This window comes from Nocardia sp. NPDC101769 (genome assembly GCF_044766925.1).
GTDB lineage: Bacteria > Actinomycetota > Actinomycetes > Mycobacteriales > Mycobacteriaceae > Nocardia.
This window is the reverse complement of the sequence record NZ_JBIWMX010000009.1, coordinates 201,136-227,689: the sequence shown is the minus strand read 5'-3', so window position 1 is coordinate 227,689 and position 26,554 is coordinate 201,136. Positions and strand designations below refer to the sequence as shown.

26 protein-coding genes and 1 riboswitch are annotated in these 26,554 nt (G+C 68.8%); of the genes, 16 read left to right on the top strand and 10 right to left on the bottom strand.

Annotated elements, in window-relative coordinates; genetic code table 11:
• The first annotated feature begins 86 nt into the window (after positions 1-86).
• From rfbD to ACIRRA_RS17540, 3 genes are read left to right on the top strand one after another with little or no spacing between them, the layout of a single operon-like run.
• Entirely contained in the window at positions 87-995 is a 909-nt protein-coding gene (gene rfbD, locus ACIRRA_RS17550) for a dTDP-4-dehydrorhamnose reductase (RefSeq protein WP_402768642.1), read from the top strand.
• Positions 992-1,912 carry a glycosyltransferase family 2 protein gene (locus ACIRRA_RS17545; RefSeq protein ID WP_402768639.1) on the top strand — a complete coding sequence of 307 codons (921 nt, stop codon included), beginning with the start codon at positions 992-994 and terminating at the stop codon, positions 1,910-1,912. The genes rfbD and ACIRRA_RS17545 overlap by 4 nt, the downstream gene beginning before the upstream one ends.
• A gap of 44 nt (positions 1,913-1,956) precedes the next feature.
• On the top strand, positions 1,957-3,048 hold the full coding sequence (locus ACIRRA_RS17540; RefSeq protein WP_402768636.1) for a sugar phosphate nucleotidyltransferase: 1,092 nt from the start codon (positions 1,957-1,959) through the stop codon (positions 3,046-3,048).
• 140 nt (positions 3,049-3,188) lie between these two features.
• Here the strand turns inward: ACIRRA_RS17540 and ACIRRA_RS17535 are convergent, their stop codons facing one another.
• Positions 3,189-4,169: an ArsR/SmtB family transcription factor gene (locus tag ACIRRA_RS17535; protein WP_402768633.1), complete on the bottom strand. Its 981-nt coding sequence runs from the start codon at positions 4,167-4,169 to the stop codon at positions 3,189-3,191.
• A gap of 49 nt (positions 4,170-4,218) precedes the next feature.
• Between ACIRRA_RS17535 and ACIRRA_RS17530 the strand changes: the two genes are divergently transcribed.
• Entirely contained in the window at positions 4,219-5,430 is a 1,212-nt protein-coding gene (locus tag ACIRRA_RS17530) for an MFS transporter (RefSeq protein WP_402768751.1), read from the top strand.
• A 7-nt stretch (positions 5,431-5,437) separates the two neighbouring features.
• Here the strand turns inward: ACIRRA_RS17530 and ACIRRA_RS17525 are convergent, their stop codons facing one another.
• Complete coding sequence (locus ACIRRA_RS17525) at positions 5,438-5,656, bottom strand: DUF4287 domain-containing protein (protein ID WP_402768630.1); 219 nt, start codon at positions 5,654-5,656, stop codon at positions 5,438-5,440.
• A gap of 75 nt (positions 5,657-5,731) precedes the next feature.
• On the bottom strand, positions 5,732-6,154 hold the full coding sequence (locus ACIRRA_RS17520) for a DUF4267 domain-containing protein (RefSeq protein WP_402768627.1): 423 nt from the start codon (positions 6,152-6,154) through the stop codon (positions 5,732-5,734).
• Between the two features lie 91 nt (positions 6,155-6,245).
• Here ACIRRA_RS17520 and ACIRRA_RS17515 point away from each other — a divergent pair, with 91 nt between their 5' ends.
• The 3 genes from ACIRRA_RS17515 to ACIRRA_RS17505 are packed head-to-tail and all read left to right on the top strand — an operon-like array spanning position 6,246 to position 8,772.
• Positions 6,246-6,824: a TetR/AcrR family transcriptional regulator gene (locus ACIRRA_RS17515; protein ID WP_402768624.1), complete on the top strand. Its 579-nt coding sequence runs from the start codon at positions 6,246-6,248 to the stop codon at positions 6,822-6,824.
• 47 nt (positions 6,825-6,871) lie between these two features.
• The gene (locus tag ACIRRA_RS17510; RefSeq protein WP_402768621.1) at positions 6,872-8,353 is read left to right on the top strand and encodes a phytoene desaturase family protein; all 1,482 of its coding nucleotides are present in this window, start codon (positions 6,872-6,874) and stop codon (positions 8,351-8,353) included.
• Positions 8,354-8,370: 17 nt separating this feature from the next.
• Positions 8,371-8,772 carry a DUF3052 domain-containing protein gene (locus ACIRRA_RS17505; RefSeq protein ID WP_402768618.1) on the top strand — a complete coding sequence of 134 codons (402 nt, stop codon included), beginning with the start codon at positions 8,371-8,373 and terminating at the stop codon, positions 8,770-8,772.
• Positions 8,773-8,884: 112 nt separating this feature from the next.
• On the opposite strand, the gene ACIRRA_RS17500 is transcribed toward ACIRRA_RS17505, so the two are convergent.
• The 5 genes from ACIRRA_RS17500 to ACIRRA_RS17480 all read right to left on the bottom strand — a co-directional run bounded on the left by ACIRRA_RS17500 (position 8,885) and on the right by ACIRRA_RS17480 (position 14,369).
• Positions 8,885-9,820, bottom strand: coding sequence for a cation diffusion facilitator family transporter (locus ACIRRA_RS17500; RefSeq protein WP_402768615.1), 936 nt, complete (start codon positions 9,818-9,820; stop codon positions 8,885-8,887).
• Between the two features lie 78 nt (positions 9,821-9,898).
• Positions 9,899-11,158 carry a mannose-6-phosphate isomerase, class I gene (gene manA, locus ACIRRA_RS17495; RefSeq protein ID WP_402768612.1) on the bottom strand — a complete coding sequence of 420 codons (1,260 nt, stop codon included), beginning with the start codon at positions 11,156-11,158 and terminating at the stop codon, positions 9,899-9,901.
• Complete coding sequence (locus ACIRRA_RS17490; protein WP_402768610.1) at positions 11,158-12,345, bottom strand: tobH protein; 1,188 nt, start codon at positions 12,343-12,345, stop codon at positions 11,158-11,160. Before ACIRRA_RS17490 ends, manA begins: the two co-directional genes overlap by 1 nt.
• A gap of 73 nt (positions 12,346-12,418) precedes the next feature.
• Positions 12,419-13,795: a phosphomannomutase/phosphoglucomutase gene (locus ACIRRA_RS17485; RefSeq protein ID WP_402768607.1), complete on the bottom strand. Its 1,377-nt coding sequence runs from the start codon at positions 13,793-13,795 to the stop codon at positions 12,419-12,421.
• A 169-nt stretch (positions 13,796-13,964) separates the two neighbouring features.
• Positions 13,965-14,369 carry a DUF3499 domain-containing protein gene (locus ACIRRA_RS17480; protein WP_402768749.1) on the bottom strand — a complete coding sequence of 135 codons (405 nt, stop codon included), beginning with the start codon at positions 14,367-14,369 and terminating at the stop codon, positions 13,965-13,967.
• A 252-nt stretch (positions 14,370-14,621) separates the two neighbouring features.
• Between ACIRRA_RS17480 and ACIRRA_RS17475 the strand changes: the two genes are divergently transcribed.
• Positions 14,622-15,101, top strand: coding sequence for a metallopeptidase family protein (locus ACIRRA_RS17475; RefSeq protein WP_354833925.1), 480 nt, complete (start codon positions 14,622-14,624; stop codon positions 15,099-15,101).
• Positions 15,102-15,276: 175 nt separating this feature from the next.
• On the opposite strand, the gene ACIRRA_RS17470 is transcribed toward ACIRRA_RS17475, so the two are convergent.
• Positions 15,277-15,537 carry a WhiB family transcriptional regulator gene (locus tag ACIRRA_RS17470; RefSeq protein ID WP_402768746.1) on the bottom strand — a complete coding sequence of 87 codons (261 nt, stop codon included), beginning with the start codon at positions 15,535-15,537 and terminating at the stop codon, positions 15,277-15,279.
• 599 nt (positions 15,538-16,136) lie between these two features.
• Here ACIRRA_RS17470 and cofD point away from each other — a divergent pair.
• The 4 genes from cofD to ACIRRA_RS17450 all read left to right on the top strand — a co-directional run bounded on the left by cofD (position 16,137) and on the right by ACIRRA_RS17450 (position 19,743).
• Positions 16,137-17,096 carry a 2-phospho-L-lactate transferase gene (cofD, locus tag ACIRRA_RS17465; protein WP_402768743.1) on the top strand — a complete coding sequence of 320 codons (960 nt, stop codon included), beginning with the start codon at positions 16,137-16,139 and terminating at the stop codon, positions 17,094-17,096.
• Positions 17,093-18,457, top strand: coding sequence for a coenzyme F420-0:L-glutamate ligase (locus tag ACIRRA_RS17460; RefSeq protein WP_402768604.1), 1,365 nt, complete (start codon positions 17,093-17,095; stop codon positions 18,455-18,457). Before cofD ends, ACIRRA_RS17460 begins: the two co-directional genes overlap by 4 nt.
• Positions 18,454-18,972 (top strand): NUDIX domain-containing protein, encoded by a 519-nt coding sequence (locus tag ACIRRA_RS17455; RefSeq protein ID WP_357002050.1) that lies wholly within the window; start codon positions 18,454-18,456, stop codon positions 18,970-18,972. Before ACIRRA_RS17460 ends, ACIRRA_RS17455 begins: the two co-directional genes overlap by 4 nt.
• Before the next feature lie 77 nt (positions 18,973-19,049).
• Positions 19,050-19,220, top strand: a riboswitch (FMN riboswitch).
• A 76-nt stretch (positions 19,221-19,296) separates the two neighbouring features.
• A complete protein-coding gene (locus ACIRRA_RS17450) occupies positions 19,297-19,743 on the top strand; it encodes a 6,7-dimethyl-8-ribityllumazine synthase (protein ID WP_402768601.1) in 447 nt (148 codons plus the stop codon).
• Positions 19,744-19,865: 122 nt separating this feature from the next.
• Here ACIRRA_RS17450 and ACIRRA_RS17445 read toward each other — a convergent pair whose 3' ends face one another.
• Positions 19,866-21,230 carry a cation:dicarboxylate symporter family transporter gene (locus ACIRRA_RS17445; protein WP_402768599.1) on the bottom strand — a complete coding sequence of 455 codons (1,365 nt, stop codon included), beginning with the start codon at positions 21,228-21,230 and terminating at the stop codon, positions 19,866-19,868.
• Positions 21,231-21,411: 181 nt separating this feature from the next.
• On the opposite strand from ACIRRA_RS17445, the gene ACIRRA_RS17440 reads away from it, so the two are divergent.
• The 4 genes from ACIRRA_RS17440 (at position 21,412) to ahcY (ending at position 26,486) form a co-directional block, all read left to right on the top strand.
• Positions 21,412-22,917, top strand: a complete 1,506-nt coding sequence (locus ACIRRA_RS17440) for an ATP-binding protein (RefSeq protein ID WP_402768740.1) — start codon at positions 21,412-21,414, stop codon at positions 22,915-22,917.
• Entirely contained in the window at positions 22,914-23,627 is a 714-nt protein-coding gene (locus tag ACIRRA_RS17435) for a response regulator (protein ID WP_402768596.1), read from the top strand. Before ACIRRA_RS17440 ends, ACIRRA_RS17435 begins: the two co-directional genes overlap by 4 nt.
• A gap of 192 nt (positions 23,628-23,819) precedes the next feature.
• Positions 23,820-24,977 carry an alkane 1-monooxygenase gene (locus ACIRRA_RS17430; protein ID WP_402768593.1) on the top strand — a complete coding sequence of 386 codons (1,158 nt, stop codon included), beginning with the start codon at positions 23,820-23,822 and terminating at the stop codon, positions 24,975-24,977.
• Positions 24,978-25,010: 33 nt separating this feature from the next.
• Positions 25,011-26,486, top strand: coding sequence for an adenosylhomocysteinase (gene ahcY, locus ACIRRA_RS17425; protein WP_402768592.1), 1,476 nt, complete (start codon positions 25,011-25,013; stop codon positions 26,484-26,486).
• Positions 26,487-26,554 lie beyond the last annotated feature (68 nt).

Genomic DNA, 26,554 nt, shown 5'->3' with positions numbered 1-26,554 from the left:
CGCCAGTCAGGCTAGTGGTGGTAGCCGTGATGTTGCCGCATCACCGGCTCCGTGAGTCGTGCGGGGTCCGTGCCAGACTGGCAGCCGTGACCGCCCATGACGTGAGCCCGACCACCGGCCGACCGCGCCCGGATTCCGCGCGACTGCTGGTGACGGGTGCGCGCGGTCAGCTCGGGCGCGCGATGATGACGCTCGCTCCCGGTGCGCGTGGCGTGGCCCACACCGATCTCGACATCACCGACGCCGATGCCGTGCGCAAGCTGGTGAATCCCGGTGACGTGCTGATCAACTGCGCCGCCTACACCGCCGTCGATCGGGCCGAGACCGACGTGGACGCGGCCTTCGCGGTGAACGCCGCCGGGCCGGGCGTGCTGGCCCGGGTGTGCGCCGAGAACGGCGCGCGCCTGATTCACGTCTCCACCGACTACGTCTTCCCCGGCACCGGCACGCACCCGTACGAACCGGACGATCCGACCGGACCGGCCACGGTCTACGGACGGTCGAAACTGGCTGGGGAGCAAGCGGTTCTGGAGTTCGCGCCCGACGCGGACATCGTGCGCACCGCGTGGGTCTACACCGGTGCGGGCGTCGACTTCGTGGCCACCATGCGGCGGCTGGAACGCGAGCGCGACACCATCACCGTGGTGCGCGACCAGATCGGCTCGCCCACCTACGCGCCCGATCTCGCGGCGGGCCTGCTGGAATTGGCGGGCCGGCCCGGCAATCCCGCTACACCTCGAATCCTGCACGCCACCAATGCAGGCCAGGCCAGTTGGTTCGATCTGGCCCGGGCCGTCTTCACCGGCCTCGGCGCGGACCCGGAACGCGTACTGCCCTGCGGCACCGAGGATTTCCCGAGACCCGCTCCGCGCCCGGCGTATTCGGTACTTTCGGGCAATTCGTGGGCCGCTGCGGGCCTGTCGCCACTGCGTCACTGGAAGCGGGCACTGAACGACGCACTGGCCGCCATCTCCGACTATCCTGGGCCCCCGTGAGCCCCTCGGATTCTGTCGGACAACCCCCCGCCGCGGAGAAAAAACCGCAGCTGGCCGTCGTCACGGTGACCTACTCGCCCGGCGAGCACCTGGAACATTTCATCAGCACGCTGGCCACCGCCACCGGTGAGAAGCCGCAGGTCATCCTGGCCGACAACGGCTCGGTGGACGGCACCCCGGAAATGGCCGCCGAGGCCAACGCCCATGTGCGCCTGCTGCGCACCGGCGGCAATATCGGCTACGGCGGCGCCATCAACCGCGCGGTCGCCGAGATCGACCCGGACATCGAATTCATCGTCATCGCCAACCCGGACGTGCGCTGGGGTACCGACTCCATCGACGAGCTGCTGGCCGCGGCCCGCCGCTGGCCGCGCGCCGGCGCCCTGGGCCCGATGGTGCTCGAGCCGGACGGCAGCACCTATCCGTCCGCGCGCTCGGTGCCCGGCATCGCCGACGGCGCCGGCCACGCCATCCTGGGCAGCATCTGGCCCAAGAACCCGTGGACCCTGCGCTACCGCCAGGACAACGAGGAGATCTCCGAACGTTCGGTCGGCTGGCTGTCGGGCTCGTGCCTGCTGGTGCGCCGCGCCGCCTTCGACTCCATCGACGGTTTCGACTCCCGCTACTTCATGTACATGGAGGACGTCGACTTCGGTGATCGCATGGGCAAAGCAGGCTGGCACAATGTCTTCGTGCCGTCCGCGGAGGTCACGCATGCCAAGGGGCATGCCGCGGGTCGTCATCCGGAGACCATGCTGCCCGCGCACCACGCCAGCGCCTATCGGTTCCAGGCCGACCGGCATCCGCACTGGTGGCAGGCTCCGCTGCGGGTCGCGCTGAAGGCTGGACTTGCGATCCGATGCCGGCTTGCGGTTCGATCCGCACTGCGCGAACGTGATCGAAACGAGATTGTTTAACATCGCGGGCGCGCATTCCTGACAACCTGACAACAGGGGAGAAGATGGCGAACAGCGGTAGTACCGCCGGGTCAACGGACGCGGTGATCCTGGTCGGAGGCCAGGGCACCCGCCTGCGTCCGCTGACCTTGTCCGCCCCCAAGCCGATGCTGCCCACGGCCGGACTGCCGTTCCTGCAGCATCTGCTGGCCCGCATCGCCGATGCCGGCATCACTCACGTGGTGCTCGGCACCTCCTACAAGGCGGAGGTGTTCGAGGAGCACTTCGGTGACGGCTCCGACCTCGGCCTCGAGCTCGAATACGTCACCGAGACCGAACCGCTGGGCACCGGCGGCGGCATCCGCAACGTGCTGCCCAAGCTGCGCGCCGACACCGTCCTGGTGTTCAACGGCGACGTACTCGGCGGCACCGACCTCGGCAGCGTCCTCGAGACGCACCACACCTCCGGCGCGGACGTCACCCTGCACCTGGTGCGGGTGAGCGACCCCCGCGCGTTCGGCTGCGTCCCCACCGACGAGAACGGCCGGGTCACCGCGTTCCTGGAGAAGACCCAGGATCCGCCCACCGATCAGATCAACGCGGGCTGCTACGTCTTCCGCCGCGAGTACATCGAGAAGATCCCCGCCGGCCGTCCGGTCTCGGTCGAGCGGGAGACCTTCCCGTCCCTGCTCGCCGAGGGCGCGCACATCCAGGGCCACGTGGACATCTCCTACTGGCGTGACATGGGCACCCCCGAGGACTTCGTCCGCGGCTCGGCCGATCTGGTCCGCGGCATCGCCCCGTCCCCGGCCCTGCCGGGCCAGCGCGGCGAATCCCTGGTCCATCCGGGTGCGGGTGTCGCCCCCGGCGCCCTGCTCATCGGCGGCACGGTTGTCGGCCGCGGCGCCGAGGTCGGCGCGGGCGCCCGCCTCGACGGCGCGATCCTCTTCGACGGCGCACGCGTGGAAGCCGGTGCCACCGTGGAGCGTTCGATCATCGGCTTCGGCGCCCGCATCGGCCCGCGTGCCCTGGTCCGCGACGCCGTCATCGGCGACGGCGCGAACGTCGGCGCCCGCTGCGAACTCCTCCGCGGCGCCCGCATCTGGCCCGGCGTCGACATCCCCGACGGCGGCATCCGCTTCTCCACCGACGTCTGACCGGCGCGAAACCCCTCGATCGGCCGTCCACCTCCCGAGGTGGACGGCCGATCGCATTCTGGCAGTTGGACATTCGCCACGTCGTGGTCGGCAATCACTTTCGATCGCGGGCGACGACAACGTCCGATCGCGGTCGGCAACTACTCCGAAGAGAGTGCGGCCAGCAGGGATTCGCCGCGTGGGGTGAGCCGGTAGACAACATTTCGGCCGGTGCGGGCGCCTGCGATGATGCCTGCGTCGCGCAGTACGGCGAGGTGGGCGCCAACCGTGCCGAGTGAGATGTCGAGCAGGGCGGCCAGTTGGGTGCTGGTGGCGGGGGCCGTCAGTTCGCGGGTGACTCGGGCGCGGCCGGGGCCGAGCAGGGTGGCGAGCGGGTCGGAATCGGCGGCCGGCGCGGGGGCGGCGGTGCCGCGGGCCTGGTAGACCAGGGCGTAGGCGGGTGCGTTGTCGCAGGTCCACCAGCCGCCAGGGGTGGTGCGGGGGACGAAGATCAGGCCTTCCTCGGTGATGTCGAGGTCGGGGTAGTCCCGATTGCTGAAGCGGATGGCGGTGTCGGCGGCGGACCAGATGGGCTTGGCGCGCAGTGAGGCGATGGCCTCGTGCCAGCCGTGGTCGGCGACCAGTCCGGCGCGAAAGGTGATGTCGCGGTCCAGGATTGCGCGCCGGCGCGCCCAGTCCGGGGCGACCAGGGCGGTCCACGCGTACTCGAAGACGGCGGCGATGCGCGGCCCCAGGTTGTCCAGCGCCAGCCACCCGGTGTCCGGTTCCGCCCAGCACGCCGTCAGGGAATCGCGGACCTCGGCCCGCACCAGATCATCGGAATAGGCTGCCACCGCGGCCAATTCGTCGGCCAAGCGGGTGTTCATCCCACCGGTGGGCGGGATGGCGACGAAGGACGGGAACCATTTGGTGGCGGCGACCAGCGGCACCAGGCCGGCGGCCACCGGAGCGCGGTCCAGCCATTCCGACAGGACGGGCCGCAGGCGGGCGTGCCGCTCCGAATAGGCCGGATCCGTGTTCGAGCGGTGGAGGGCGATGAGCGTGCCGAGCGTTTCGGCCAGGGGTGACAGGGCGAAGCGGCACCGGGTCAGCGCGACCGCGTTCAACCTGAGCAAGGTCATCGTTTCGCCTTTCTCCGAAGCGTTAGCCTAGCGAGCCGCCGCCTGAGGAATATCGGAGCGTGGTCTCGCTCTCTGCTCACCCCCGGCTGTCCCCGCTCTTCCGGCGCTTCCTGCTGATTCGCGCGATCTCGCTGGCGGGGAGTGCGATGACTCCGGTGGCCCTCGCGCTCGCGGTGCTCGGGGTGTCGGGTCGGGCGGGGATCTGGGGATTGTGCTTGCGGCACAGGTGATTCCGCAGATCGCATTGCTGCTGGTCGGCGGGGTGGTGGCCGATCGGTGGTCGCGGCGGGCGGTGTTGATGGGGGCCAATCTGTGTGCGGGGGTGACGCAGGCCGGGGTGGCGGCCGTGCTGATCAGCGGGCACTACAGTCTGCCGTTGATCGCGGGGCTGGAGCTGGTCAATGGTGCGGCGAGCGCATTCGCCGCGCCCGCGCTGCGCGGGATCGTGCCGGAGTTGGTCTCGGATGATGGCCTGCAGCGGGCGAATTCGCTGCTCGCCGGGACCCGCAATGCCACCAAGATTCTCGGTCCGGCGGCGGCCGGGGTGCTGGTGGCCACGGTCGGCGGAGGCTGGGCCATCGCGGTGGACGCCGCCAGCTTCCTCGTCGCCGCGGCCCTGCTCACCCGGCTGCGGCTCGCTCCGGTCGCCGCCCCGGCGCGGACCGGGTTGTGGTGGGAGCTGCGGGCCGGGTGGCGCACCTTCCGGGGCATCCGGTGGGTGTGGGTGATCACGGTGGCGTTCTGCCTGATCAACCTGCTCTATACCGGAGTCTGGCAGATCCTCGGTCCGGCGCTGACCCGGCAGCGGGCCGGTGACGCGGCCTGGGGGCTGGTGCTCGGGGTGCGGGCGCTGGGACTGTTCGCCATGAGCGCGGTGATGTACCGGCTCACGTTCCGATATCTGTTGCGCGCCGGGCAACTGCTCGGGGTGTTCGGCGGATTCGGGCTGCTGGCCTTGGGTTTCGGTGCGGGCCTGCCGGTGCTGCTGGGGTGCGCCTTCCTGGCCGGGGTGGGATTCACCGCCCTGGACATCGCCTCGGAAGTCTCACTGCAGCAGCATGTTCCGCGTGACACGCTCTCGCGGGTCACCGCCTACGGCGATCTGCTGTCCTATGCGGCGATCCCGGTCGGGCAGCTGGCAATGGGCCCGCTGGCCGACCGCTTCGGTGCGTCGCCGGTGGCGCTGGTGGGCGGATTCGCCTTCGCCATGGTGTCTCTCGCGCCGCTGCTGGTGTCCGAGGTGCGTGACCTTCCCGGGTAGGAGCGGGTCAGCGCTCCCACTTGCCGGGGTTGAGATGGAACTGGACCAGTGCGGTGGCGTGACCGTGGCCCAGCTCGTGTTCGGTCTTCAGCCAGTTCACCAGGTCCTTGTGCCCGGTGAGTCCGGAAGTGGTCAGTGCGGCGAACCATTCGTCCACGGGGCGGCCGTATTTGGCCTCGATGGAGGGGAAGTACGAGGCCGGGCCGTGCGGCTTGGTGGTCGCCATGATCATCTCCTTGCGCTGTGGTGTCGAAGGGATCGACGGTGCGGCTCGGGCGAATTCATCGCGGTGTGACGCGGGTCATGCGGTGAGGGCGCGGTCGGCGGTGGCGGTGCGCTCGTTCACCAGGAGCAGGCCGGTGGCGGCGACCAGCGCGGCGGTCACGCCGTGGACGCCGAAGGCCATGGCAGTCGAGCCGTCGTGGCGCAGGACGGTGAGCATGTCGCCGGTGGGGATGGTGGCCATGACCAGCATGACGATACCCAGCGAGTAGCGCTGGCGGGCGGCGAGCAGGGCCACGATGAGCAGTCCGCAGGCGGCATCGCGGACGCCCTTCACGTTCAGGAAGTCGGCGGCTTCGCCGGTGGGCGAGACCCGCATGCCGAAGGTGGGCGCCGCGGCCTGCGGGTCGGTCAGGTAGCGGAAGCCGATGTAGGTGATGAAGCTGGCTCCGGCGACGGCGAGGGTGGTGGCGATGCGGGAGGTGAGGCGTGGGGTGATCATGCGGGGTGCTCCAAGTTCTAGCGGTGCTAACTGATGAAGCAACGCTAACTCGTTCGTCGGTAGTTTGTCTAGCGGTGCTAGAGTTTTCTTCATGAGCGCCATCCAGACCCGTAAGGAACGTGAGCGCGCCGAACGCCGGCAGCGCATTGTCGACACCGCCCGCGAGATCGCCGAGACCGACGGCTGGGACGCGGTCACCGTGCGCAAGCTCGCCGAACGCATCGAATACAGCCAGCCCGTGCTGTACAGCCATTTCGCGGGGAAGGACGCCATCGTGTCGGCCGTCGCCGAGGCGGGCTGCACCGAATTCGGCGCGGTCGTCAAGCAACTTCGCGCGTCCGCCGCCACCCCGGAGCAGGCGCTGCGCGCGGTCGCCCAGGGCTTCCTCGACTTCGCCCGCGACAGCGCCGCCCTCTACGACGCCATGTTCCTGCTGCACACGGACCTGAAGTTCGGCCCCGAAGCGCCGCAGGCGTTGAAGGACGCCTTCGGCGAGCTGCTGCAGACCTTCGCCCCCTTCGCCCCGCCGCACGATCCCGAGACCTTCACCGAGGTCGGCTGGAGCAGCCTGCACGGGCTGGCCACCCTGGACCGCAGTGGCCGCCTGCGGCCCGGCTTCCGGGACCAGCGGCTGGAAATCCTGGTCGCGCAATGGGTTCGCGGTGACTGACCCCATGGTTGGGCCGCCACCGGCCGAGCCCGGCCTAGGCTGAATCCATGGCTGACGCGGTGGTGGTTGGATCCGGGCCCAACGGGCTGGCGGCGGCGGTGATCCTGGCTCGGGCCGGGCTCGAGGTGGAGGTGTACGAGGCCTCCGACCACATCGGCGGTGGCTGTCGCACCGGCGAGGTGACCCTGCCGGGCTTCCATCACGACCTGTGCGCGGGCGCGCATCCCATGGCGGTGGCGTCCCCGTTCTTCCGGGCCTTCGATCTGAAGGCGCACGGCGTCGAACTGCTCACCCCGCAGGTGTCCTACGCGCATCCGCTCGACGGCGGGCACGCCGGTCTGGCCTGGCGCGATCTCGACCGCACCGCCGACGGCCTGGGGCGCGACGGCGGTTCCTGGCGGCGGCTGTTCGGCCCGCTGGTGCGCAAGTGGGAGGACCTGGTCGGGCTGGCCATGTCGGATCTGCGGCATCCGCCGATCGACCCGGCCGGCCTGCTGCACCTGGATCCGGGCATCGAACTGCGCTTCGTCCGCCGGGTGCTGGAACAGTCGACGCCGTTGTGGAACATGCGTTTTCGCGAGGACATCGCGCCCGCCCTGCTGACCGGCGTGGCCTCGCATGCCATCCGGCCCCCGCGCGGTGTGCCGGGCGCGGGCGTCGCGATGCTGCTCGGCACCCTCGCCCATGTGAGCGGCTGGCCGGTCCCGCGCGGCGGCAGCCAGGCCATCGTGGACGCGCTCGCCGATGATCTGAAAACCCATGGCGGCCGCATCTTCACCGGCCACCGCGTCGACTCCCTCGACGAATTCGACGAGGTCCGGGCCGTTCTGCTGGATGTCGCGCCCGCCGAACTCCAGCGCATCGCGACCCTGCCCGCCCGATACAACTTCGCGCTCAACAGATTCCGCTACGGCGGTGCGGCCTGCAAGGTCGACTTCGCGCTCGCCGGACCCGTCCCGTGGCAGGCCACCGGCTGTGATCGCGCCGGCACCCTGCACCTGGTCGGCACCCGCGCCGAGGCCGTCGCCGCCGAAAAGGCCGTGACCGCAGGGCGTCACGCCGACCGCCCCTACGTGCTGGCCATCCAGCCCGGGGTCGTCGATCCGACCCGGGCCCCGGAAGGCAAACACACTCTCTACACCTATGCCCACGTCCCCAACGGTTCCGTCGAGGATCTCACCGAGGCCGTCACCGCCCAGGTCGAACGCTTCGCCCCCGGCTTTCGCGACCTCGTCCTCGCCACCCACGTCCGCACGGCCGCCACCATGCCCGCCCACAACCCCAACTACATCGGCGGCGACATCTCCGCGGGCGCGATGACCTTGCGCCAGACCGTGTTCCGCCCCGCGCCCCGCTGGAATCCGTACTCGACCCCGCTATCCGGCGTCTACCTGTGCTCCGCTGCGACCCCGCCCGGCCCGGGCGTGCACGGCATGAACGGCTACTTCGCCGCCCGCCATGCCCTTCGCACCGAATTCGACGTCCGCACCGACCCCCTCGAACTACTGACCGACCACTGGCGCATTTGATTGCTACGCTCCGGGGCATGGCCGGATATTCGGGCACGCCCCTGCCGCGCAAGCTCGGCATCAAGGCCGAGAGCCGGGTGCTGCTGGCCGGTGCGCCGGCGGGTTTCGAGCTGGGCGAACTGCCCGGCGGGGCCGAGGTGCATCGCCGGGCGGGCGCCGGGCCGTACGACGTGATCCTCGGGTTCTGTCCGGACCGTGCCACCCTGACGCGCCGGTTCCCCGGGTGGCGGCAGCGGCTGGCGATCGACGGCGGCCTGTGGCTGGCCTGGCCCAAGAAGGCGAGCGGCGTGCCCACCGATCTCGGTGAGAACGCCGCTCGGGAATACGGTTTGGCTCAGGGGCTGGTCGACAACAAGGTCGCCGCCATCGACGACACCTGGTCGGGCTTGCGGTTCGTCATCCGCCTCGCCGATCGATGAGTGACAACTGATTTCGTGCCGGTCAGGGTAACTCGTCGGGTACTTCTGAAATCGGTTGGGCCGCCAACCGCCGGCACGGGTTCCCAACTGTCAACGGCAGCTGAGCCGTCCGCTAAAGGCTCGGGGAGGCGGAGGAGTGCGTCCGATACAGATCCGGCTCCAGGTAGATGACCCGGGCGGCCGGGACCTCCGCGCGTACCCGCGCCTCGGCGTCGTCGATCGCCGTGGCGATATCGGCGATCGTCAGGCCGGGCACGATGGAAACCTTTGCCGCCACCAGCATTTCCTCCGGGCCCAGATACTGGGTGCGGAGGTGGATGACCCGGTCGATGCGCCGGTCGTCGACCAGTGCGGTGCGGATCTTGGCGTCCTCCTCAGGCGTCGCGCCTTCACCGATGAGCAGGCTCTGCATCTCGATGATGAGGATGACGGCGATGCCGCCGAGCAGCAGGCCGATGGCCAGGGTGCCCACGCCGTCCCACACCGGATCGCCGGTGATCATGGTCAGGCTGATGGCCGCGAAGGCGAAGATCAGGCCGATGAGTGCGCCCGAGTCCTCCAGCAGCACCACCGGCAGCTCCGGATTGCGCGAGTTGCGGATGAACCGCCACCAGCTCGAATTGCCCTTGAGCGGCTTGGATTCCCGCATGGCCGTGATGAAGCTGAAGCCCTCCAGGCCGATGGCGAGGCCGAGAATGATGATCGCGACGACCGGATTGGACAGTTCCTCGGGATGCTGGATCTTGTGGATGCCCTCCCAGATCGCGTACAGCGATCCGAGCGCGAAGATGACCAGCGCGACCACGAACGAATAGAAGTACCGGTTGCGCCCGTAGCCGAACGGGTGCAGCTGGTCGGCCTCCTGTTCCGCGCGGCGCTGGCCGAGCAGCAGCAGCCCCTGGTTGGAGGTGTCGGCCACCGAGTGCACGGCTTCGGCCAGCATGGACGCCGATCCGGTGATCGCCGCGCCCACGAATTTGGCCGCCGCGATACCGGCGTTCGCGCTCAGCGCCGCCAGGATGGCCTTCTTACCGCCGCCCGCAGACAATGAACCGCCCCTTCCCGAATCTATGTCCGTTTTGTCCTAAAACGCCTATGACCGGGAGAGCCTACTGGAGCCCGGGCGTCACTCCTCGCCGACGGCGGCGCAGAACAGCTGCGCCGAGCCGTCCGCTTCCTCGGCTCCGCACTTGTCCCCGGCAATCGCCTGCGCGCGAATCCCGCCGTCGGCGGCCGAGATCCACGCCGCGTGCCCGCATTCCACGATCAGCTCGTGATTGCCATGCGACAGCTTCACCCGCCCGTGCGTGACCAGCGCGATCACCGGCCCCGACCGCACCACCGGCACCGGCTCGGCCCCCGCGGCCAGTTCGAAACGGCTGAGCGCGAATTCGGGCGCGGGCGTGTGATAGCGGAACACGCTCTCCGACACCCGCTCCGCCGTCACGACGGGCAGATCCAGCGGCTCGAAGTCCAGCACCCGCAGCAGCTCCGGCACATCCACGTGCTTGGGCGTGAGCCCGCCGCGCAGCACATTGTCGGAGTTGGCCATGATCTCCACGCCGACCCCGCGCAGGTACGCGTGCAGGTTCCCGGCGTCCAGGAACAGGCCCTCGCCGGGCTCCAAGGTGATGCGGTTGAGCAGCAGCGCCGCCAGCACTCCGGCGTCGCCGGGATACGCCTCGGCGAGCTCGAGCGCCGTGCGCAGCTCGGCCACGAATTCCTTGCCGGCGCCGCCGCTTCGGGCCTCGGACAGATACCGCACGCAGCCGTCGAGCACCTTGGGCAGCAGCATGCTCAGACTGCCCTGTGGCAGCGCGATCCAGGTGGTGAACAGCGTGCGCAGCCCCGCCGAGTCGGGCTGGGCGGCAAGCAGTTCGGCGTACTGGCTCAGTTCCGGCACATCCAGGGCATTGAGCAGCCGCACGGTCTGGCGCGGATCGCGGAATCCGGCCAGCGCCTCGAAGCGGTGCAGCGCCACCACGAGTTCGGGCTTGTGGTTCTCGTCGCGGTAGTTGCGCATGGGGGAGTCGATGGCAACCCCGCTGTGGTTCTCCCGCGCGAACCCGGCCCGGGCCTGTTCAGTGCTGGGATGCGCCTGCAGCGAGAGCGGTTCCTCGGCGGCCAGGATCTTCAGCAGGAACGGCAGCCGTCCGCCGAATTCGCCCGCCACCGGCCCGAGTTCGCGCTCCGGGTCGGCGCTGACCAGCTCCAGCAGGGATTCGCTGTGCCCGTTGATCTGCACCCGCGCCGGATCTGCGGGATGCGCGCCGAACCAGAGTTCGGCCTCCGGGTGCGCGGAGGGGACCGGTCGTCCGCACAGCTGAGCGAGCGCGGTGCGCGAACCCCAAGCGTAGGAACGCAGCGCACCAACGAGTTCGTGCACTAGTAATTGCCCCCGTCGTAGCGTCCCGGTCCGGTGGCCGGGCGGGAACCGAGTAGTCGGAGATAGGCGGCCGCCATCTCCAGCCGAAGTGCGAGTACCGCAAGCTTTTCCAGCTCACCACCCTGGACGGCGGGCGCGGTCTGCCCCTCCGCCTCGGCGGCAACGGTGGCTGCGGCGGCCACCTCGGTGTCCACGGTGATCAGGTTGGTGTCGACCAGCCCCGCGTCGGATCCGAACACGGCCAGTCGCCTGCGCACCGTCACCTCGTCCGGATCGGCGCTCACCACGAACACCCGCACCTGCTCCACCGGTGCGGGCCCGTCCAGCTGCTCGTCGTGGAACAGCGGATCGAATCCGGGGGCCGCGACCCCGGCGGCGGCGACCAACCGGCCGTGCGCCGCAACGGCTTCCGAGAGCGTGACCGCGGTGGCGGTCTGCCCGGCCGTGGCCAGCAGCACCTCGGCGCCGTGCTCGGCGAGCACGGTTGCGGCGCCGGAATCACCGGCCAGTACCAGGCGCTTGCGCTGCTGCATGCGGGTGGCCAGGGTCTTGGCGGGATTGTGGAAGGCCTCGTGCTGCGGTCCGTCGCGCAGCGCCTCTTCGTCGAGCAGGTCTGCGAGAGTGTTCAATTCGGGCACCAGCGGCCCGATACGGTGCGGGTCGATGGTGGTCAGCACGGCCAGACCCGCGGCCAGATAGCGCAGCATGCGGTTGTGGTCGAGGACCCGCACCCGCGGCGCGAGAATGGTGGCGCGCCCGGCGGCGGCCGCCCGCATGGGTCCCTCGTCCGGCGCGGCCACGACCACTTCGGCACCCCGTCGAAGTGCTCGGTCCACCGCTTCGGCCAGCCGCGGATCACCGGCGTCGTCGCCGGCCACCAGCACCACGTCCAGCGGTCCGACCCACGGCGGAATCGAAGTCGCCGGTACCAGCGGCATACTCGTGCGGTCACCCAGGGCCGCGACCAACAGCGCCGCCGCGCGTGCGGCGCGCCCGCTGCCCGACACCAGCACCAGGCTGCGGGGCCGTAGATCGGTCAGTCGGGTCAGCGCATCTTCGGAAAGTGCCGCGGCGGTTGCCCTTACCTGGGCTCCCCCCGACGCGGCGGAGCGGAGTACACCCCCGGCGTCCGCCGCCTCCAGCGAGGCGACGTCATCGAGGTCGATTACCGGTGTCCCAGCGATCATCGGGCGTTGCCACCTCCCCTCATCGGGTCACCAGACGCTGGTGAATCCAAGCTCTGTGATTCCACTATTCCAGTCAGGCGCGGACGATGCTCAGGATCTCGGTTACGAGTGCGTCTACTTCATCCTGCGAGCGCGCCTCGACGTTGAGCCGCAGCAGCGGTTCGGTATTGGAGGCCCGCAGGTTGAACCACGCGCCGTCGGCCAGCTGCACGGTCACGCCGTCCAGCCGATCAACCGATTTCGCCCGCTTGCCGAAGGCCTCGAGCACGGCGAGGGTCCGCTCCTGCGCATCCGAAACCGTCGAATTGATCTCTCCGGAGGCCGCGTACGTCGAGTAGGCGGAGGCCAATTCCGACATGGGCCGGTCCTTCTCGCCCAGTGCAGCCAGCACGTGCAGGGCCGCGAGCATACCGGAGTCGGCGCCCCAGAAGTCGCGGAAGTAGTAGTGCGCCGAGTGCTCGCCGCCGAAGATCGCGCCGGTGGCCGCCATCTGCTGCTTGATGAACGAGTGCCCGACCCGGGTGCGCACCGGGGTGCCGCCGAGCTCGGTCACCAGCTCCGGCACCGCCCGCGAGGTGATCAGGTTGTGGATGACGGTCGCGCCCGGTTCCTTGGTCAGCTCGCGCTCGGCCACCAGGCCGGTGATGGCCGACGGCGAGACCGGGTCGCCCTTCTCGTCCACCACGAAGCAGCGGTCGGCGTCGCCGTCGAAGGCCAGGCCGAGGTCGGCGACGGTCTTGCGGACGTAGTCCTGCAGATCGACCAGGTTCTTCGGATCCAGCGGATTGGCTTCGTGATTGGGGAAGCTGCCGTCGAGTTCGAAGAACAGCGGCTCGACCGTGTACTGCGGCAGCGTGCCCAGCACGGCGGGCACGGTATAGCCGCCCATGCCGTTGCCGGCGTCCACCGCGATGCGCAGCGGGCGCGAGCCGCTCAGGTCCACCAGCTTGTGCAGGAAGTCGGCGTAGGCCGAGAGCAGGTCCTCCCGGGTCTCGCCGCCGCGCGGCCCGTCGAAGGCCGGGACACCCGCGACGACTTCCTCGGTGATGGTGGCCAGCCCGGTGTCCTGGCCGACCGGCAGCGCCTTGGCGCGGCACAGCTTGATGCCGTTGTACTTGGCGGGATTGTGGCTGGCGGTGAACATGGCCCCGGGGCAGTCCAGGCGGCCGGAGGCGAAGTAGAGCTCGTCGGTGGAAGCCAGGCCGATGTGCACCACATCGAGCCCCTGGGCGAGCACGCCGTCGGCGAAGGCGGCAGCCAATTCCGGTGAGGAGTCGCGCATATCGTGACCGATGACGATGCGCTGGGCGCCCTCGCCGCGCATCAGCCGGGCGAAGGAACCGGCGACGTCCCGGACGAAGTCCGCGTCGATCTGTTCGCCGACAACCCCGCGAACGTCGTATGCCTTGATAACTGCTCGAACTGACTCGGCGGACCGGGCGACTGTCATGGCCACCACCCTAGTGGCAGAGTCCGGCAACGCGAGACTTCCCCTGCCCCTGCTGTCTGGGCAACTGAATTCGCGAGGCGAGGGTAACTCGCCGGGTATGTCCGAATTTGGTGACGGCACCCGACCGCCGGCACGGATTGCCAATGGATCACGGCTCCCGGCTGCCCGCTTAAGATTCGGGGAGGCGGTCCGGAGGGTCCGGTAGGACGCGAAGATGGCCGCGTCTGCCGGTGCGACCCGCGCGGGTCGGGCGCTGCGGGGCGGGAGCGTAGTCGGTGTAGCCGCGCGGATCGGGTTCCGGTGTGCGGCGGCGCAATCCGGCCTCGCGGACGGCTTCGGCGAGCGCGGTGAGATCGTCGTCATCCGGCGTCGAGGAGGAAAACCCGCCCTCGTGGCGGACCAACTCCCAGCCCTTGGGCGCGGTGATCCGGGAAGCATGCGTTTCACACAGGTCCCAGGAGTGTGGTTCGGCCACCGTGACCAGCGGACCCACGACTGCCATCGAGTCGGAGTACACATAGGTCAGCGTCGCGACGGCCGGGTTTTTGCAGCCTGGACGGCAGCAACGACGCATGGGAATCACGCCATGCAGGGTAACCCCCCTCACGGCCTCGTGGACACAGACACGCTCAATGAAGCCCGTCTCACTCGTGCCACGAGGGCCTCGGGTAGCTGTGCGCTTTCGTGCCGCGGGCGCGTCGCAACGGCCCTCGGAATGCGGCTCGCCGGGTCTCCGGAACGGCGTCGCAGCGGGCCGCCGCACCGGCCGGGCGGCCGTGCCGGGCGGGTGCGCACACCCGCCCGGGGTAAGGGCTAGATTCAAGGTATGACCCGTTCACGTAAGAGGCGGCCGCCCACCGCGCGGTCGGTCATCCGCCGCGGGCGGGGTGTGCGCGGGCCGATGCTGCCGCCGACAGTGCCCGCCCGGCGCACCCGGGGCCAGGAGTTCGACCGCCTGGTGCTGGAGGCCTTCGCGCCGCTGGAGACCCGTTGGCACGAGCAGCTCACCAAGCTCGACATCGCGGTCGACGACGTGCCGAAAATCCGTCCGCTGCACCCGGATTCGGTCACCTGGCCGGAAGAGGTGGTGGCCGACGGCCCGGTGCCCCTCTCCCGCCTGATCCCGGCCGGTGTGGACCGCTACGGCATGGCCACCCGCGCCCGCGTCGTGTTGTTCCGCAAGCCGTTGGAGCTCCGGGCCGGGGACCCCGACGACCTGGTCGACCTGCTACGCGAGGTCCTCGTGCAACAGATCGCGACCTATCTGGGCGTAGAACCCGACATCATCGACCCTGACCCGGAGTAGGAAAACCCACCGCCCTACCCCGAACTACGTTTCGCAACAACTGATTTCGTAAGTTCGGGGTAACTCGCCGGGTACGTCCAAGGCAGTTTCGGCCCCCAACCGCCGGCACGGGTTGCCAACGGCCCACGGCTCTCGAGCCGCCCGCTGAAGCCGCGGAGAGGCGGGGGAGCGGGAGTTAGCCGATGCCCCGCTTCAAGCGGCGGCGCTCCCGCTCGGAGAGTCCGCCCCAGATGCCGAAGCGCTCGTCGTTGGCCAGGGCGTATTCGAGGCACTCGTCGCGGACCTCGCAGCCCATGCAGATGCGCTTGGCCTCGCGGGTGGAGCCGCCCTTCTCCGGGAAGAACGCCTCCGGGTCGGTCTGGGCGCATAGCGCCCGTTCCTGCCACTGTTCGGCCTCGGTCATCATGCGGCCGCCGCGCGAGAAAGTGTCGTACATATCCTCGGCACCGGTGACGATCAGGCTCAGCCGCGGTGGTTCGGGCTGATAGGCGGCTCGCGCCCACTGCCCGCCCCCCGGTCGCGCAGTCGTCATCGGTTCACCCCCCTCGTATCCGTTCCGATCGTCGGCGCAGAAGTCAGGTGCTGCGCCAGTCGTGGAATCGGTTTGCGATACACCGCCCGGAATGCCCGACGGGGCCAGCTCTTCGGCCATCGCTCCGCCTCCTCACTGTGTGTTAGCGCAGAATGATTAATCCGTCGGAGCCGATCCCACCGACGGCCCAACGCCGCGGCGTAGTCCCGCGGCCATCCCCGAGCTTGGCGCCACCCCGGTGCGAACGCCTGTTCGAAAACCCGTCCGCGCCTTGCACTCTCACGCGGACCCGGAATGACATGCCTGTGATTAGACACGCCGGGAGCGGCGATGGTCAAGCTACCGAAGCGATTCCGTTACCATCTGCGACCCCGTCGGGAGGCGTTCCCGCAGTTCAAATAGCAAATTCACAGCAAATGAACTGCCGACCGACTTTCCGCTCCGAACGCATAGGCTGTGCGGATGTGACTCGAGAACAAGCGGACACCGCGCCCGGCACCGGCCTGCGGATCGCCGTCCTGGTCGGCGGAGTCGGCGGCGCGCGGTTCCTGATGGGGGTGCGCGAACTGCTGCCCGGAGCCGACACCACGGCCATCGTCAATGTCGGCGACGACGTGTGGATGCACGGGCTGCGCATCTGTCCTGACCTGGACACCTGCATGTACACCCTGGGTGGCGGCATCGACCCCGAACGGGGCTGGGGGCACGCGAACGAGACCTGGAGTGCCAAGGAGGAGCTGGCGAAATACAAGGCTCAGCCCGATTGGTTCGGGCTGGGCGACCGGGATATCGCCACACATCTCATTCGCACCGAAATGCTGCGTCAGGGATACCCGCTCTCGGCGGTCACCGAGGCGCTCTGCAATCGGTGGCAACCGGGTGTGAAACTGCTCCCGGCAACCGATGATCGATGCGAAACACATGTCGTAATCGGTGACCCGGAGAACCCTGGCGAACGCCGCGCGATCCATTTCCAGGAGTGGTGGGTTCGATACCGGGCGAACGTAGAGACCCATGGATTCGTGACTATTGGGGCAGATGCTGCGAAACCAGCCCCGGGTGTGATCGAAATCATAGATTCAGCGGATGTGATCCTGCTCGCTCCGTCGAACCCCGTCGTGAGCGTGGGCGCCATCCTCGCGGTTCCGGGCATCCGGGGTGCACTGCGCACCACGGGTGCCAAGGTGATCGGACTGTCTCCGGTGATCGGCGGAAAACCATTGCGCGGCATGGCCGATGAGTGCCTGTCGGTGATAGGTGTGGAAACCTCCGCCGAGGCCGTCGGCACCCACTACGGCGCGCGCTCGGGCACCGGCATTCTCGACGGCTGGCTCGTGCACACCGGCGACACCGCCGACATTCCGGGCGTCGAAGTCCGGAGCGTGCCGCTGCTCATGACCGACCCGGTCGCGACCGCCGAGATGGTTCGCGAAGCCCTCGACATCGCGGGAGTCAAACCGTGACAACGGATTCCATCGAAGCGCTGGGCGATCACGCGTCCGGTGGCGAACTGCGCATCCTGCCTGTTCCCGGCCTGCCGGAATTCCGCCCGGGCGACGATGTCGCCGAAGCCATCGCGGCACAGGCGCCCTGGCTCCAGGACGGCGACGTGCTGGTGGTGACCAGCAAAATCGTCGCCAAGGCCGAGGGTCGCGTCGTGACCGTGCCCAGCGACCCAGAGGAACGCGACGCCGCGCGCCGGCAACTGGTGCTCGACGAGTCGGTGCGAGTGCTGGCGCGCAAGAACCGCACCCTCATCACCGAGAACCGGCTCGGCATCGTGCAGGCTGCCTCCGGAGTCGACGGCTCCAATGTGGAACAGGGCGAACTGGTCCTGCTGCCGGAGGATCCGGACGCCAGCGCCAAGGCGCTGCGCACCGCGCTGGCCGACCGCCTGGGCGTGCAGGTGGCCGTGGTCATCACCGACACCATGGGCCGGGCCTGGCGCAACGGCCAGATCGACGCCGCCATCGGGTCGGCGGGCATCCGGGTGCTGCACGACTACAACGGCGCGGTCGACGGGCAGGGCAATGAACTGCACGTCACCCTGGTCGCGGTGGCCGACGAGCTGGCCGCGGCCGCGGACCTGGTGAAGGGCAAGCTGGGCGGCGTCCCGGTCGCGGTGGTGCGCGGGCTCGACTACATCGACGACGGGTCCACCGCCGGGCATCTGCTCCGGCGCGGCGAGGACGATCTGTTCTGGCTGGGCACCGAGGAATCCGTCGAGCTCGGCCGCAAACAGGCGGTGCCACTACGGCGTTCGGTGCGCCGGTTCGCCGAGACGCCGGTGCCGCCGGAGCTCATTCGAGAGGCCGTCGCCGCCGGTCTCACCGCGCCCGCACCACACCACACCCGTCCGGTCCGCTTCGTCTGGGTCCGCAAGCGCGGCCTGCGCGAGCAGCTGCTCGAGGCCATGGCCGAGAAGTGGCGCACCGACCTGACCGGTGACGGCCGCACCACGGAGAGCGTGGAGAAGCGGGTCGCGCGCGGGCGCATCCTGTTCGACGCCCCCGAGATGATCATCCCGTTCTGCGTGCCCGACGGCGCGCACGACTATCCGGACGAGCGCCGCCGCGCCGCCGAGCAGACCATGTTCACCGTCGCGGTGGGCGCGGCCGTGCAGGGCCTGCTGGTCTCGCTGGCCGTGCGGGGCGTGGGCAGCTGCTGGATCGGGTCGACCATCTTCGCGCCCGAGGTCACCCGTGACGTGCTGGGCCTGGAGGCGGACTGGAATCCGCTGGGCGCCATCGCCATCGGGTACCCGTTCGACGAGGTCGCCCCGCGCGAGGCGCGCGAGCCCGGCCTGGGGCTGGTCGAGCTGTGAGCGCCGAGTCGCTGCACAAATCGGCGACCGAGCTGCTGGAGACCTGGTCTCCGGCAACGGGTTCGGAGTGCTCGATCCGGGAAGCCATGCTGGCCTTCCTGGGTTCCGCGCCGCGCGGCTGCCTGCGCGAGCACGCGGCCGGGCACATCACCGCCTCGGCCATCGTGTTCTCCCACGACGAGCGCGAGGTGCTGCTCACCCTGCACCCGCGGGTGGGCCGGTGGATCCAATTGGGCGGGCACTGCGAGGAATCCGATGATTCGGTCGCGGCGGCCGCCTTCCGCGAAGCGACCGAGGAGTCCGGCATCGACGGGCTGGTGCTCGAGCCCGGCCTCTACGGCGCGCAGGCGCACCCCATCACCTGCTCACTGGGCGTGCCGACCCGGCACTTGGATCTGCTGTTCAAGATCAAGGCACCGGAAGGCGCTGTGCCGGTGCGCAGTTCGGAGTCGACCGACCTGCGCTGGTGGCCGGTGGACGGGCTGCCCGCCGATTCCGACGTACTGGTGCGCTGACACACGGCCGTGCTGTCGCATTGTGCGGTACACGGGGTTCCGGATGCTGGAATCCCCGTGTTACTGTCCGCTACGTAACACGTTCTCAGGGCGGGGTGGAATTCCCCACCGGCGGTAATGGCATCCGGGCCGATCCGGAGCGCACGAGCCCGCGAGCGCCACAGTGTCTTTCATCGGCAGTGTGGGTCGAGCAGATTCCGGTGTGATCCCGGAGCCGACGGTCACAGTCCGGATGAAAGAGAGCGCGGCACCGGCGCGTCCGCACCGCTGGACGGGCCTGTTCGCGTCTTGCCCTGGGTGACATCGCGAACAGGAGGAATCCCCATGTCACCCACTCCCACTCGCATCGCCCTCGTTGCCGCACGCTGGCACAGCGACATCGTCGACAGGGCCGTCGCATCCTGCCGGGCCGGGCTGCTCGAGCGCGGCTACACCGAGGTCGACGTGATCGAGGTGCCCGGTGCGTTCGAAATCCCGCTGCAGGTCAAGCGTTTGGCCACCGGCGGCTCCTACGCCGCTGTCGCGGGCTGCGCGCTCGTCGTGGACGGCGGCATCTACCGGCACGACTTCGTGGCCTCGACCGTCGTCGACGCGCTCATGCGCGTGCAGCTCGAGACCGATGTGCCGGTGTTCTCGGCCGTGCTGACCCCGCACCATTTCCACGAGCACGGCGAGCACCTGGCCTATTTCGCACGGCATTTCGAGGTGAAGGGCGCGGAACTGGCCAATGCCATCGCCGCCACCCTGGCCCTGGACGTGGTCGGCGCCTAGGCAAAAGGGAAACCCTGCCCGCACGAGCCGGAGGCGGCTGGTCGTGCGGGCAGGGTGCGGGTTCCGCCGGCGGGTACGGGGGAGAACGCGCCGACGGTCCGGGCTCGGCCTGGGGGTTGGGTTCAGGCCGGAACCAGGTCTTTCTCTCGAGAGCCCTGCTCGTCGGGGGCGGCGGGCGCCGGGTGGTCCTCCACCATGGCCTGCTCGTCGAAGGGGATCTCGCGATCCAGCACCGCGCGGACGCGGGCCGGGTCGATGGTCTTCGTCCAGGTGCCGATCAGCAGCGTGGCGACCGCATTGCCCGAGAAGTTGGTCAGCGCACGGGCTTCCGACATGAACCGGTCGATGCCGACGATCAGGCCGACGCCGTCCAGCAGTTCCGGGCGATGACTCTGCAGGCCGCCGGCCAGTGTGGCCAGGCCCGCGCCGGTGACACCCGCCGCGCCCTTGGAGGCCACGATCATGAACAGCAGCAGGCCGATCTGCTCGTGCCAGGCCAGCGGCTTGCCCATGGCGTCGGCCACGAACAGGGTGGCCATGGTCAGGTAGATGGCGGTGCCGTCCAGGTTGAACGAATACCCGGTCGGGACGACCACACCCACCGTCGTGCGGTCCACGCCGACGTGCTCCATCTTGGCGATGAGCCGCGGCAGCGCCGACTCCGAGGACGAGGTGGCGAAGATCAGCAGGTACTCCCGCGCCAGGTAGCGCACCAGCTTGAAGATGGAGTTCCCGGCCACCAGCCGCAGCAACAGGCCCAGCACGCCGAAGATGAAGACGACGCAGGTGAGATAGAACGCCACCATCAGCAGCGCCAGCTGCTTGACCGCGTCGAGCCCGGTGCGCGCCACCACATTCGCCATGGCGCCGAACGCGCCGATCGGGGCCAGCCACAGGATCATGGTGAGGATTCGGAACACCAGCTTCTGCACCGACGCGACCCCGCGCAGGATCGGCTCGCCCGCGGCGCCCATGGCCTGGATACCGAAGCCCACCAGTAGCGCCACGAACAGCGCCTGCAGCACCTTGCCCGAGGTGAGCGACGACAGCAGGGTGGTCGGCACGATGTCTTCGAGGAACTGCCAGGTGCCGCCCGCCGCCTTGGCGTCGGTGGCGTACTTGGTGATCTCCTTGGCATGGGCGGCCACGTTCAGGCCCGAACCCGGGTGCAGCAGGTTGCCGACCAGCAGGCCGATGGCCAGCGCCACCGTGGACATGATCAGGAAGTAGCCGATGGCCAGCCCGCCGACCTTGCCGACCTTGGCCGCCGCCCGCACCGAGCCGATGCCGAGCACGATGGTGCAGAAGATGACCGGGGCGATCATCATCTTGATGAGGTTCACGAAGATCGTGCCGAGTTCGCCGACGCTCTTGCCGAAGCCCGGGGCCAGCCAGCCGACCAGGACGCCCGCGACAACGGCCACGATGACCGCCAGGTAGAGCCAGTGGGTACGGTCTCGGCGCCGTCGTGTTGTCGTGTCGCTCATCTCGCTGGTGCCTCCGGGTCAGTGCCCGCATGACGTTTGCTCCACGCGGGTGTTCGGAGAGAATCATGGTCCGGAGAGTGACGCGGGTCACTGTTTCGTAAATTATGTTCATGAAGTACCCGGAGGAATCGTGAGAGGTCGAAGAACCCGGGCCCGCCGTACGCTGGCCGGGCAGGTGTTCATGGTGCAGGTGCTGGTCCTGGCGGTGGTGATCACTGCCGCGTCGATGCTGGCGTTCCTGCAGACCCGCCGGGTACAGGACGACGCCACCCGTGCGGCGGTCATCGATACCGCGATCGCGGTGGCGCAGTCGCCCTCGACGCTGGCCGGGGTGCGGAGCCCGGATCCGACCGCCGCGCTGCAGCCGGTGACCGAGGCCATCCGCAAGGCGACGGGTATGGACTTCATCGTGGTGATGGCCCCGGATCGGACCCGCTACACCCACACCGAGACCGACCGGATCGGAAAACCCTTCAGCGGCAACATCGATCGCGCCCTGGCAGGGGAGACGTTCACCGAGACCTTCACCGGCACGCTGGGTCCGTCGATTCGCTCGGTCACCCCGGTGCGCGATGCCGACGGCCGCATTGTCGCGCTGGTGTCGGCGGGCGTCACCCGCACCCACATCGGCGAACAGGTGCGCGCCCAGCTGCCACTCATCCTCGCCGCCGCGGCGGGCGGTCTGGCGTTGGCCATGATGAGTTCGCTGTTGTTGCGGCGCAGGCTGTTACGGCAGACGCACGGCCTCGCGCCCGCCGAGCTGCGGGCCATGTACGAGCATCACGACGCGGTGCTGCACTCGATCCACGAGGGGCTGCTGGTGTTCGACAGCTCCGATGAGCGCGCCGAGGTGGTCAACGATCAGGCGCGGCTGCTGCTCGATCTGTCGGCCGGGCCGATCACGCGCGCGGATCTGCCGGTGTCGTTGCAGCGCTTGGGAACCGGCGTGGTCCGTGACGAGATGCACGTGACCCCGGACCGGGTGCTGGTCGTCAACCAGGACGTGGTGGAGCAGGCCGGACGCCGCATCGGCACCGTGCTCACCCTGCGCGACCACACCGAATTGCGGGATGTGCTCGGCGAATTGGATTCGGTGCGCGGCTTCGCCGAATCGCTGCGCGCCCAGGCGCACGAGGCCGCCAATCGGCTGCACACCGTGGTCACCATGGTGGAGCTGGGTCGCCCGCGGGAGGCGGTGAACTTCGCGACCGCGGAACTCGAACTGTCCCAGGCCCTCATCGACCGGCTCACCGGCGCGGTGGCCGAACCCGCGGTGGTGGCGCTGCTGCTGGGCAAGGTGGAGCAGGCGGCCGAGAACGGGGTGGAGCTGACCGTCACCGGCGACACGCTGCTCGACACCACGGACCCGCTGACGCCGCACGAGATGGTCACGCTGCTGGGCAATCTCATCGACAACGCCCTGGACGCCGTCGGGCACGACGAGGACGCGTGGGTGGAGGTGACGGTGCGGCGGGACGAGCCGGAGCTGTACATCCGGGTGGCCGACAGCGGCCCGGGCATGTCGGAGGAGCTGTTCACCCGCGCCACCGAACGCGGCTATTCCACCAAGACCGACCACCACGGGCTGGGCCTGGCGCTGGTACGCCGGTTGGTCGCCAGGCACGCCGGTGAGTTGCGGGCCCGGCGGGAACCGGAATCCGCGGTGATCGTGAGGTTTCCGCGATGAACGCCGCGCCGGCATCGGCGATCCGCGTGCTGATCGTCGAGGACGAGCCGAAAATCGCTGCGGCACATCGCTCTTACGTGGAGCGGGTGCCGGGCTTCGCGGTGGTCGCGGTGGCGCACACCGGCCGCGACGCCATCTCGATCGCGAAAAGGTCACAATCTTCCGGCGTCCCCGTTGATTTGGTGTTGATGGATATCGGGTTGCCGGATATGAGCGGGCTCGCCGTCGCCGCAGCGCTGGCGGGATTGCGGCCGCGGCCGGACGTCATCGCCGTCACCTCGGCGCGCGATCTGGCCATGGTGCGCTCGGCCGTCTCGCACGGCGTGGTCCTGTATCTGTTGAAGCCGTTCACCTTTGCGGCCTTCCGCGAGAAGCTGGACCGCTACGTCGAATACCGGGCGGCGCTGCCGGCCGGGGAGACGGCGGTGTCGCAGCAGGACATCGATCGCGCCTTCGGTGTACTGCGCACGCCGGATCAGCGGCCCACCTCACCGAAAGGCATTGCGCCGCAGACGATGGACGAGGTGTCGCGGGCGGTGCGGGCCGCGCCGGGCGGGCTGTCCGCGGGTGAGGCGGGGCGCGCGGTAGGGGTGTCCCGGGTGACGGCGTGGCGGTATCTGGAGCGGATGGCCGAAGACGGCGTGGTGGAACGGCGAACCGACTACGGTCGGACCGGGCGCCCGCAGGTTCGATATGTGTGGCTCCGCTGAGCCCGGTTTCGCTCCCGGTTTGCGCTCGAGGGCTGGTGACGGGTACCGCATGGTCGGTTGCAGCGGAACCGACTGCTCATGATGTAACGGTGGCCACCTTTCGGTTCAGCCGGGTGCTGTAACAGGGGCTAGGTTCCAAGATATGTAGCTGCGAAGTTCTTCGAGGCATTGAATAGCGGGGCAAACGTGCAAATGGTCGGCAAACGGTTGGGTTCGCCGGATCCGAAACGACACCTGTGGGTGCTGGGGTTGATCGCGCCCGGGTGTGCGTTACTGCCGTCGCAGCTGGTGTTGCACACCAAGCTGGAGGTGTTCTGGTGGATCGGACCGATCATCATTCTGATCGCCATTCCGGTCCTGGACTGGGTCGTCGGGGAAGACGGCACCAATCCGCGCGACGAGGATTACGAATTACTCTCCAATGACCGGTACTACCGGTGGTGCACCTATATGTTCCTGCCGATCCAGGTGGTCGGCCTGATCATCGCCGCCTACATGTGGGCCGGAGACGATCTGTCCGTCCTCGACAAGCTCGGGCTGGCGGCCACTCTCGGATTCGTCAGCGGCATCGGCATCAACGCCGCTCACGAACTCGGCCATCGGGTCGAGCGATTGGAGCGCTGGCTGTCGAAAATGGCTCTGGCGCAGTCGGCCTACGGGCACTTCTTCGTCGAGCACAACAAGGGCCACCACGCCCGCGTCGCGACGCCCGACGATCCGGCCAGCGCCCGGATGGGTGAGTCGCTGTGGGAGTTCCTGCCCCGCAGCGTGATCGGTGGCTTCCGGTCGGCAATTCATCTGGAAGGAGAGCGGCTGCGCCGCAAGGGACACCGCTGGTTCAGTGTCCACAACCACGTCCTGCAGGCCTGGGCTATGACCGTCGTGCTGTTCGGCGGGCTGCTGGCGGTCTACGGCTGGCGGGTGCTGCCGTATCTGCTGCTGCAGGCGGTGATCGGGGCGGGCCTGCTCGAAACCGTCAATTACGTCGAACATTACGGCCTGCTGCGGCGTCGCCGCCCGAACGGCGGCTGGGCCCGCTGCTCCCCGGCGGACAGCTGGAACAGCGACCGGCTGGTCACCAATATCTTCATGTTCCACCTGCAGCGGCACAGTGACCACCACGCCAATCCGGGACGGCGGTACCAGACGCTGCGCACCTCCGAGGAGGCCCCGCAGCTGCCCGCGGGCTACGCCACCATGATTCTGCTGGCACTGTTCCCGCCGCTGTGGCGCTCCGTCATGGACCCGCGCCTGCTCGCGCACTACGCGGGCGACGTGAGCCGGGCCAATATCCAACCCCGCAAGCGGGAGCGCATCCTCGCCGAGTACGAGTATCCGGCCGCCGCGTAGGGTTTTGGGAAAGCATCCGACCGGGAGAGGCAGATGACGACCGCTGTGTCCAGCAACATGACCCCTGACGTCCGCAATGGGATCGACTACAAGGTGGCGGACCTGTCACTGGCCGACTTCGGCCGCAAGGAGATTCGCCTGGCCGAGCACGAGATGCCGGGCCTGATGGCGCTGCGTCGCGAATACCACGACGTGCAGCCGCTCAAGGGCGCCCGCATCTCCGGCTCGCTGCACATGACCGTGCAGACCGCCGTGCTGATCGAGACCCTCGTCGCCCTCGGCGCCGAGGTCCGGTGGGCCTCCTGCAACATCTTCTCCACCCAGGATCACGCGGCCGCCGCGGTCGTGGTCGGCCCGCACGGCACCATCGACGAGCCCAAGGGCACTCCCGTCTTCGCCTGGAAGGGCGAGACCCTGGAGGAGTACTGGTGGGCCGCCGATCAGATGCTGACCTGGCCGGGCGAGCCCGCCAACATGATCCTGGACGACGGTGGTGACGCCACCATGCTCGTGCTGCGGGGCGCGCAGTTCGAGAAGGCCGGCGTCGTTCCGCCCGAGGACGACACCCACTCCGCCGAATACAAGGTCTTCCTGAACCTGCTGCGCGCCAGCCTCGAGACCGACAAGGGCAAGTGGGGCAAGATCGCCGAGAGCGTGCAGGGTGTCACCGAGGAGACCACCACCGGTGTGCTGCGCCTGTACCAGTTCGCGGCCGCGGGTGAGCTCGTCTTCCCGGCGATCAATGTCAACGACTCGGTCACCAAGTCGAAGTTCGACAACAAGTACGGCACCCGGCACTCCCTGATCGACGGCATCAACCGCGGCACCGACGTTTTGATCGGTGGCAAGAAGGTCCTGATCTGCGGCTACGGCGACGTGGGCAAGGGTTGCGCGGAGTCGATGGCCGGGCAGGGCGCACGCGTACAGGTCACCGAGATCGACCCGATCAACGCTCTGCAGGCGTTGATGGACGGCTTCGACGTCGTCACCGTGGAACAGGCCATCGGTGACGCCGACATCGTCATCACCTCCACGGGCAACAAGGACATCATCCTGCTCGACCACATGAAGGCGATGAAGGACCAGGCCATCCTGGGCAACATCGGCCACTTCGACAATGAGATCGACATGGCAGCCCTCGAGCGTTCGGGCGCGGACCGGCTCAATATCAAGCCCCAGGTCGACCTGTGGACCTTCAAGAAGTCCGGCAAGTCGATCATCGTGCTGTCCGAGGGCCGCCTGCTCAACCTGGGCAACGCGACCGGCCACCCGTCGTTCGTGATGTCGAACAGCTTCTCCAACCAGGTGATCGCGCAGATCGAGCTGTGGACCAAGCCCGACGAGTACGACAACGAGGTCTACCGCCTGCCCAAGCACCTCGACGAGAAGGTCGCGCGGATTCACGTGGAGGCCCTGGGTGGCACGCTGACCAAGCTCACCAAGGATCAGGCCGAATACATCGGCGTGGACGTGGAGGGCCCGTACAAGCCGGACCACTACCGCTACTGAGCGGAAACTGCCTGTAGCACATAAAGATTCGGCCGGTCACCCGAGAGGGTGACCGGCCGAATCTCGTT

Coding starts and splice junctions, on each gene's coding strand:
- ACIRRA_RS17485 (WP_402768607.1), bottom strand. CDS start 13,795: ATGACAGTCGCCCGGTCCGCCGAGTCAGTTCGAGCAGTTATCAAGGCA.
- ACIRRA_RS17445 (WP_402768599.1), bottom strand. CDS start 21,230: ATGAGCGACACGACAACACGACGGCGCCGAGACCGTACCCACTGGCTC.
- ACIRRA_RS17510 (WP_402768621.1), top strand. CDS start 6,872: ATGGCTGACGCGGTGGTGGTTGGATCCGGGCCCAACGGGCTGGCGGCG.
- ACIRRA_RS17475 (WP_354833925.1), top strand. CDS start 14,622: ATGACCCGTTCACGTAAGAGGCGGCCGCCCACCGCGCGGTCGGTCATC.
- ACIRRA_RS17470 (WP_402768746.1), bottom strand. CDS start 15,537: ATGTACGACACTTTCTCGCGCGGCGGCCGCATGATGACCGAGGCCGAA.
- ACIRRA_RS17450 (WP_402768601.1), top strand. CDS start 19,297: ATGTCACCCACTCCCACTCGCATCGCCCTCGTTGCCGCACGCTGGCAC.
- ACIRRA_RS17540 (WP_402768636.1), top strand. CDS start 1,957: ATGGCGAACAGCGGTAGTACCGCCGGGTCAACGGACGCGGTGATCCTG.
- ACIRRA_RS17535 (WP_402768633.1), bottom strand. CDS start 4,169: ATGACCTTGCTCAGGTTGAACGCGGTCGCGCTGACCCGGTGCCGCTTC.
- ACIRRA_RS17440 (WP_402768740.1), top strand. CDS start 21,412: ATGGTGCAGGTGCTGGTCCTGGCGGTGGTGATCACTGCCGCGTCGATG.
- ACIRRA_RS17520 (WP_402768627.1), bottom strand. CDS start 6,154: ATGATCACCCCACGCCTCACCTCCCGCATCGCCACCACCCTCGCCGTC.
- ACIRRA_RS17435 (WP_402768596.1), top strand. CDS start 22,914: ATGAACGCCGCGCCGGCATCGGCGATCCGCGTGCTGATCGTCGAGGAC.
- ACIRRA_RS17505 (WP_402768618.1), top strand. CDS start 8,371: ATGGCCGGATATTCGGGCACGCCCCTGCCGCGCAAGCTCGGCATCAAG.
- ahcY (WP_402768592.1), top strand. CDS start 25,011: ATGACGACCGCTGTGTCCAGCAACATGACCCCTGACGTCCGCAATGGG.
- ACIRRA_RS17490 (WP_402768610.1), bottom strand. CDS start 12,345: ATGATCGCTGGGACACCGGTAATCGACCTCGATGACGTCGCCTCGCTG.
- ACIRRA_RS17480 (WP_402768749.1), bottom strand. CDS start 14,369: ATGCGTCGTTGCTGCCGTCCAGGCTGCAAAAACCCGGCCGTCGCGACG.
- ACIRRA_RS17430 (WP_402768593.1), top strand. CDS start 23,820: ATGGTCGGCAAACGGTTGGGTTCGCCGGATCCGAAACGACACCTGTGG.
- ACIRRA_RS17525 (WP_402768630.1), bottom strand. CDS start 5,656: ATGGCGACCACCAAGCCGCACGGCCCGGCCTCGTACTTCCCCTCCATC.
- ACIRRA_RS17515 (WP_402768624.1), top strand. CDS start 6,246: ATGAGCGCCATCCAGACCCGTAAGGAACGTGAGCGCGCCGAACGCCGG.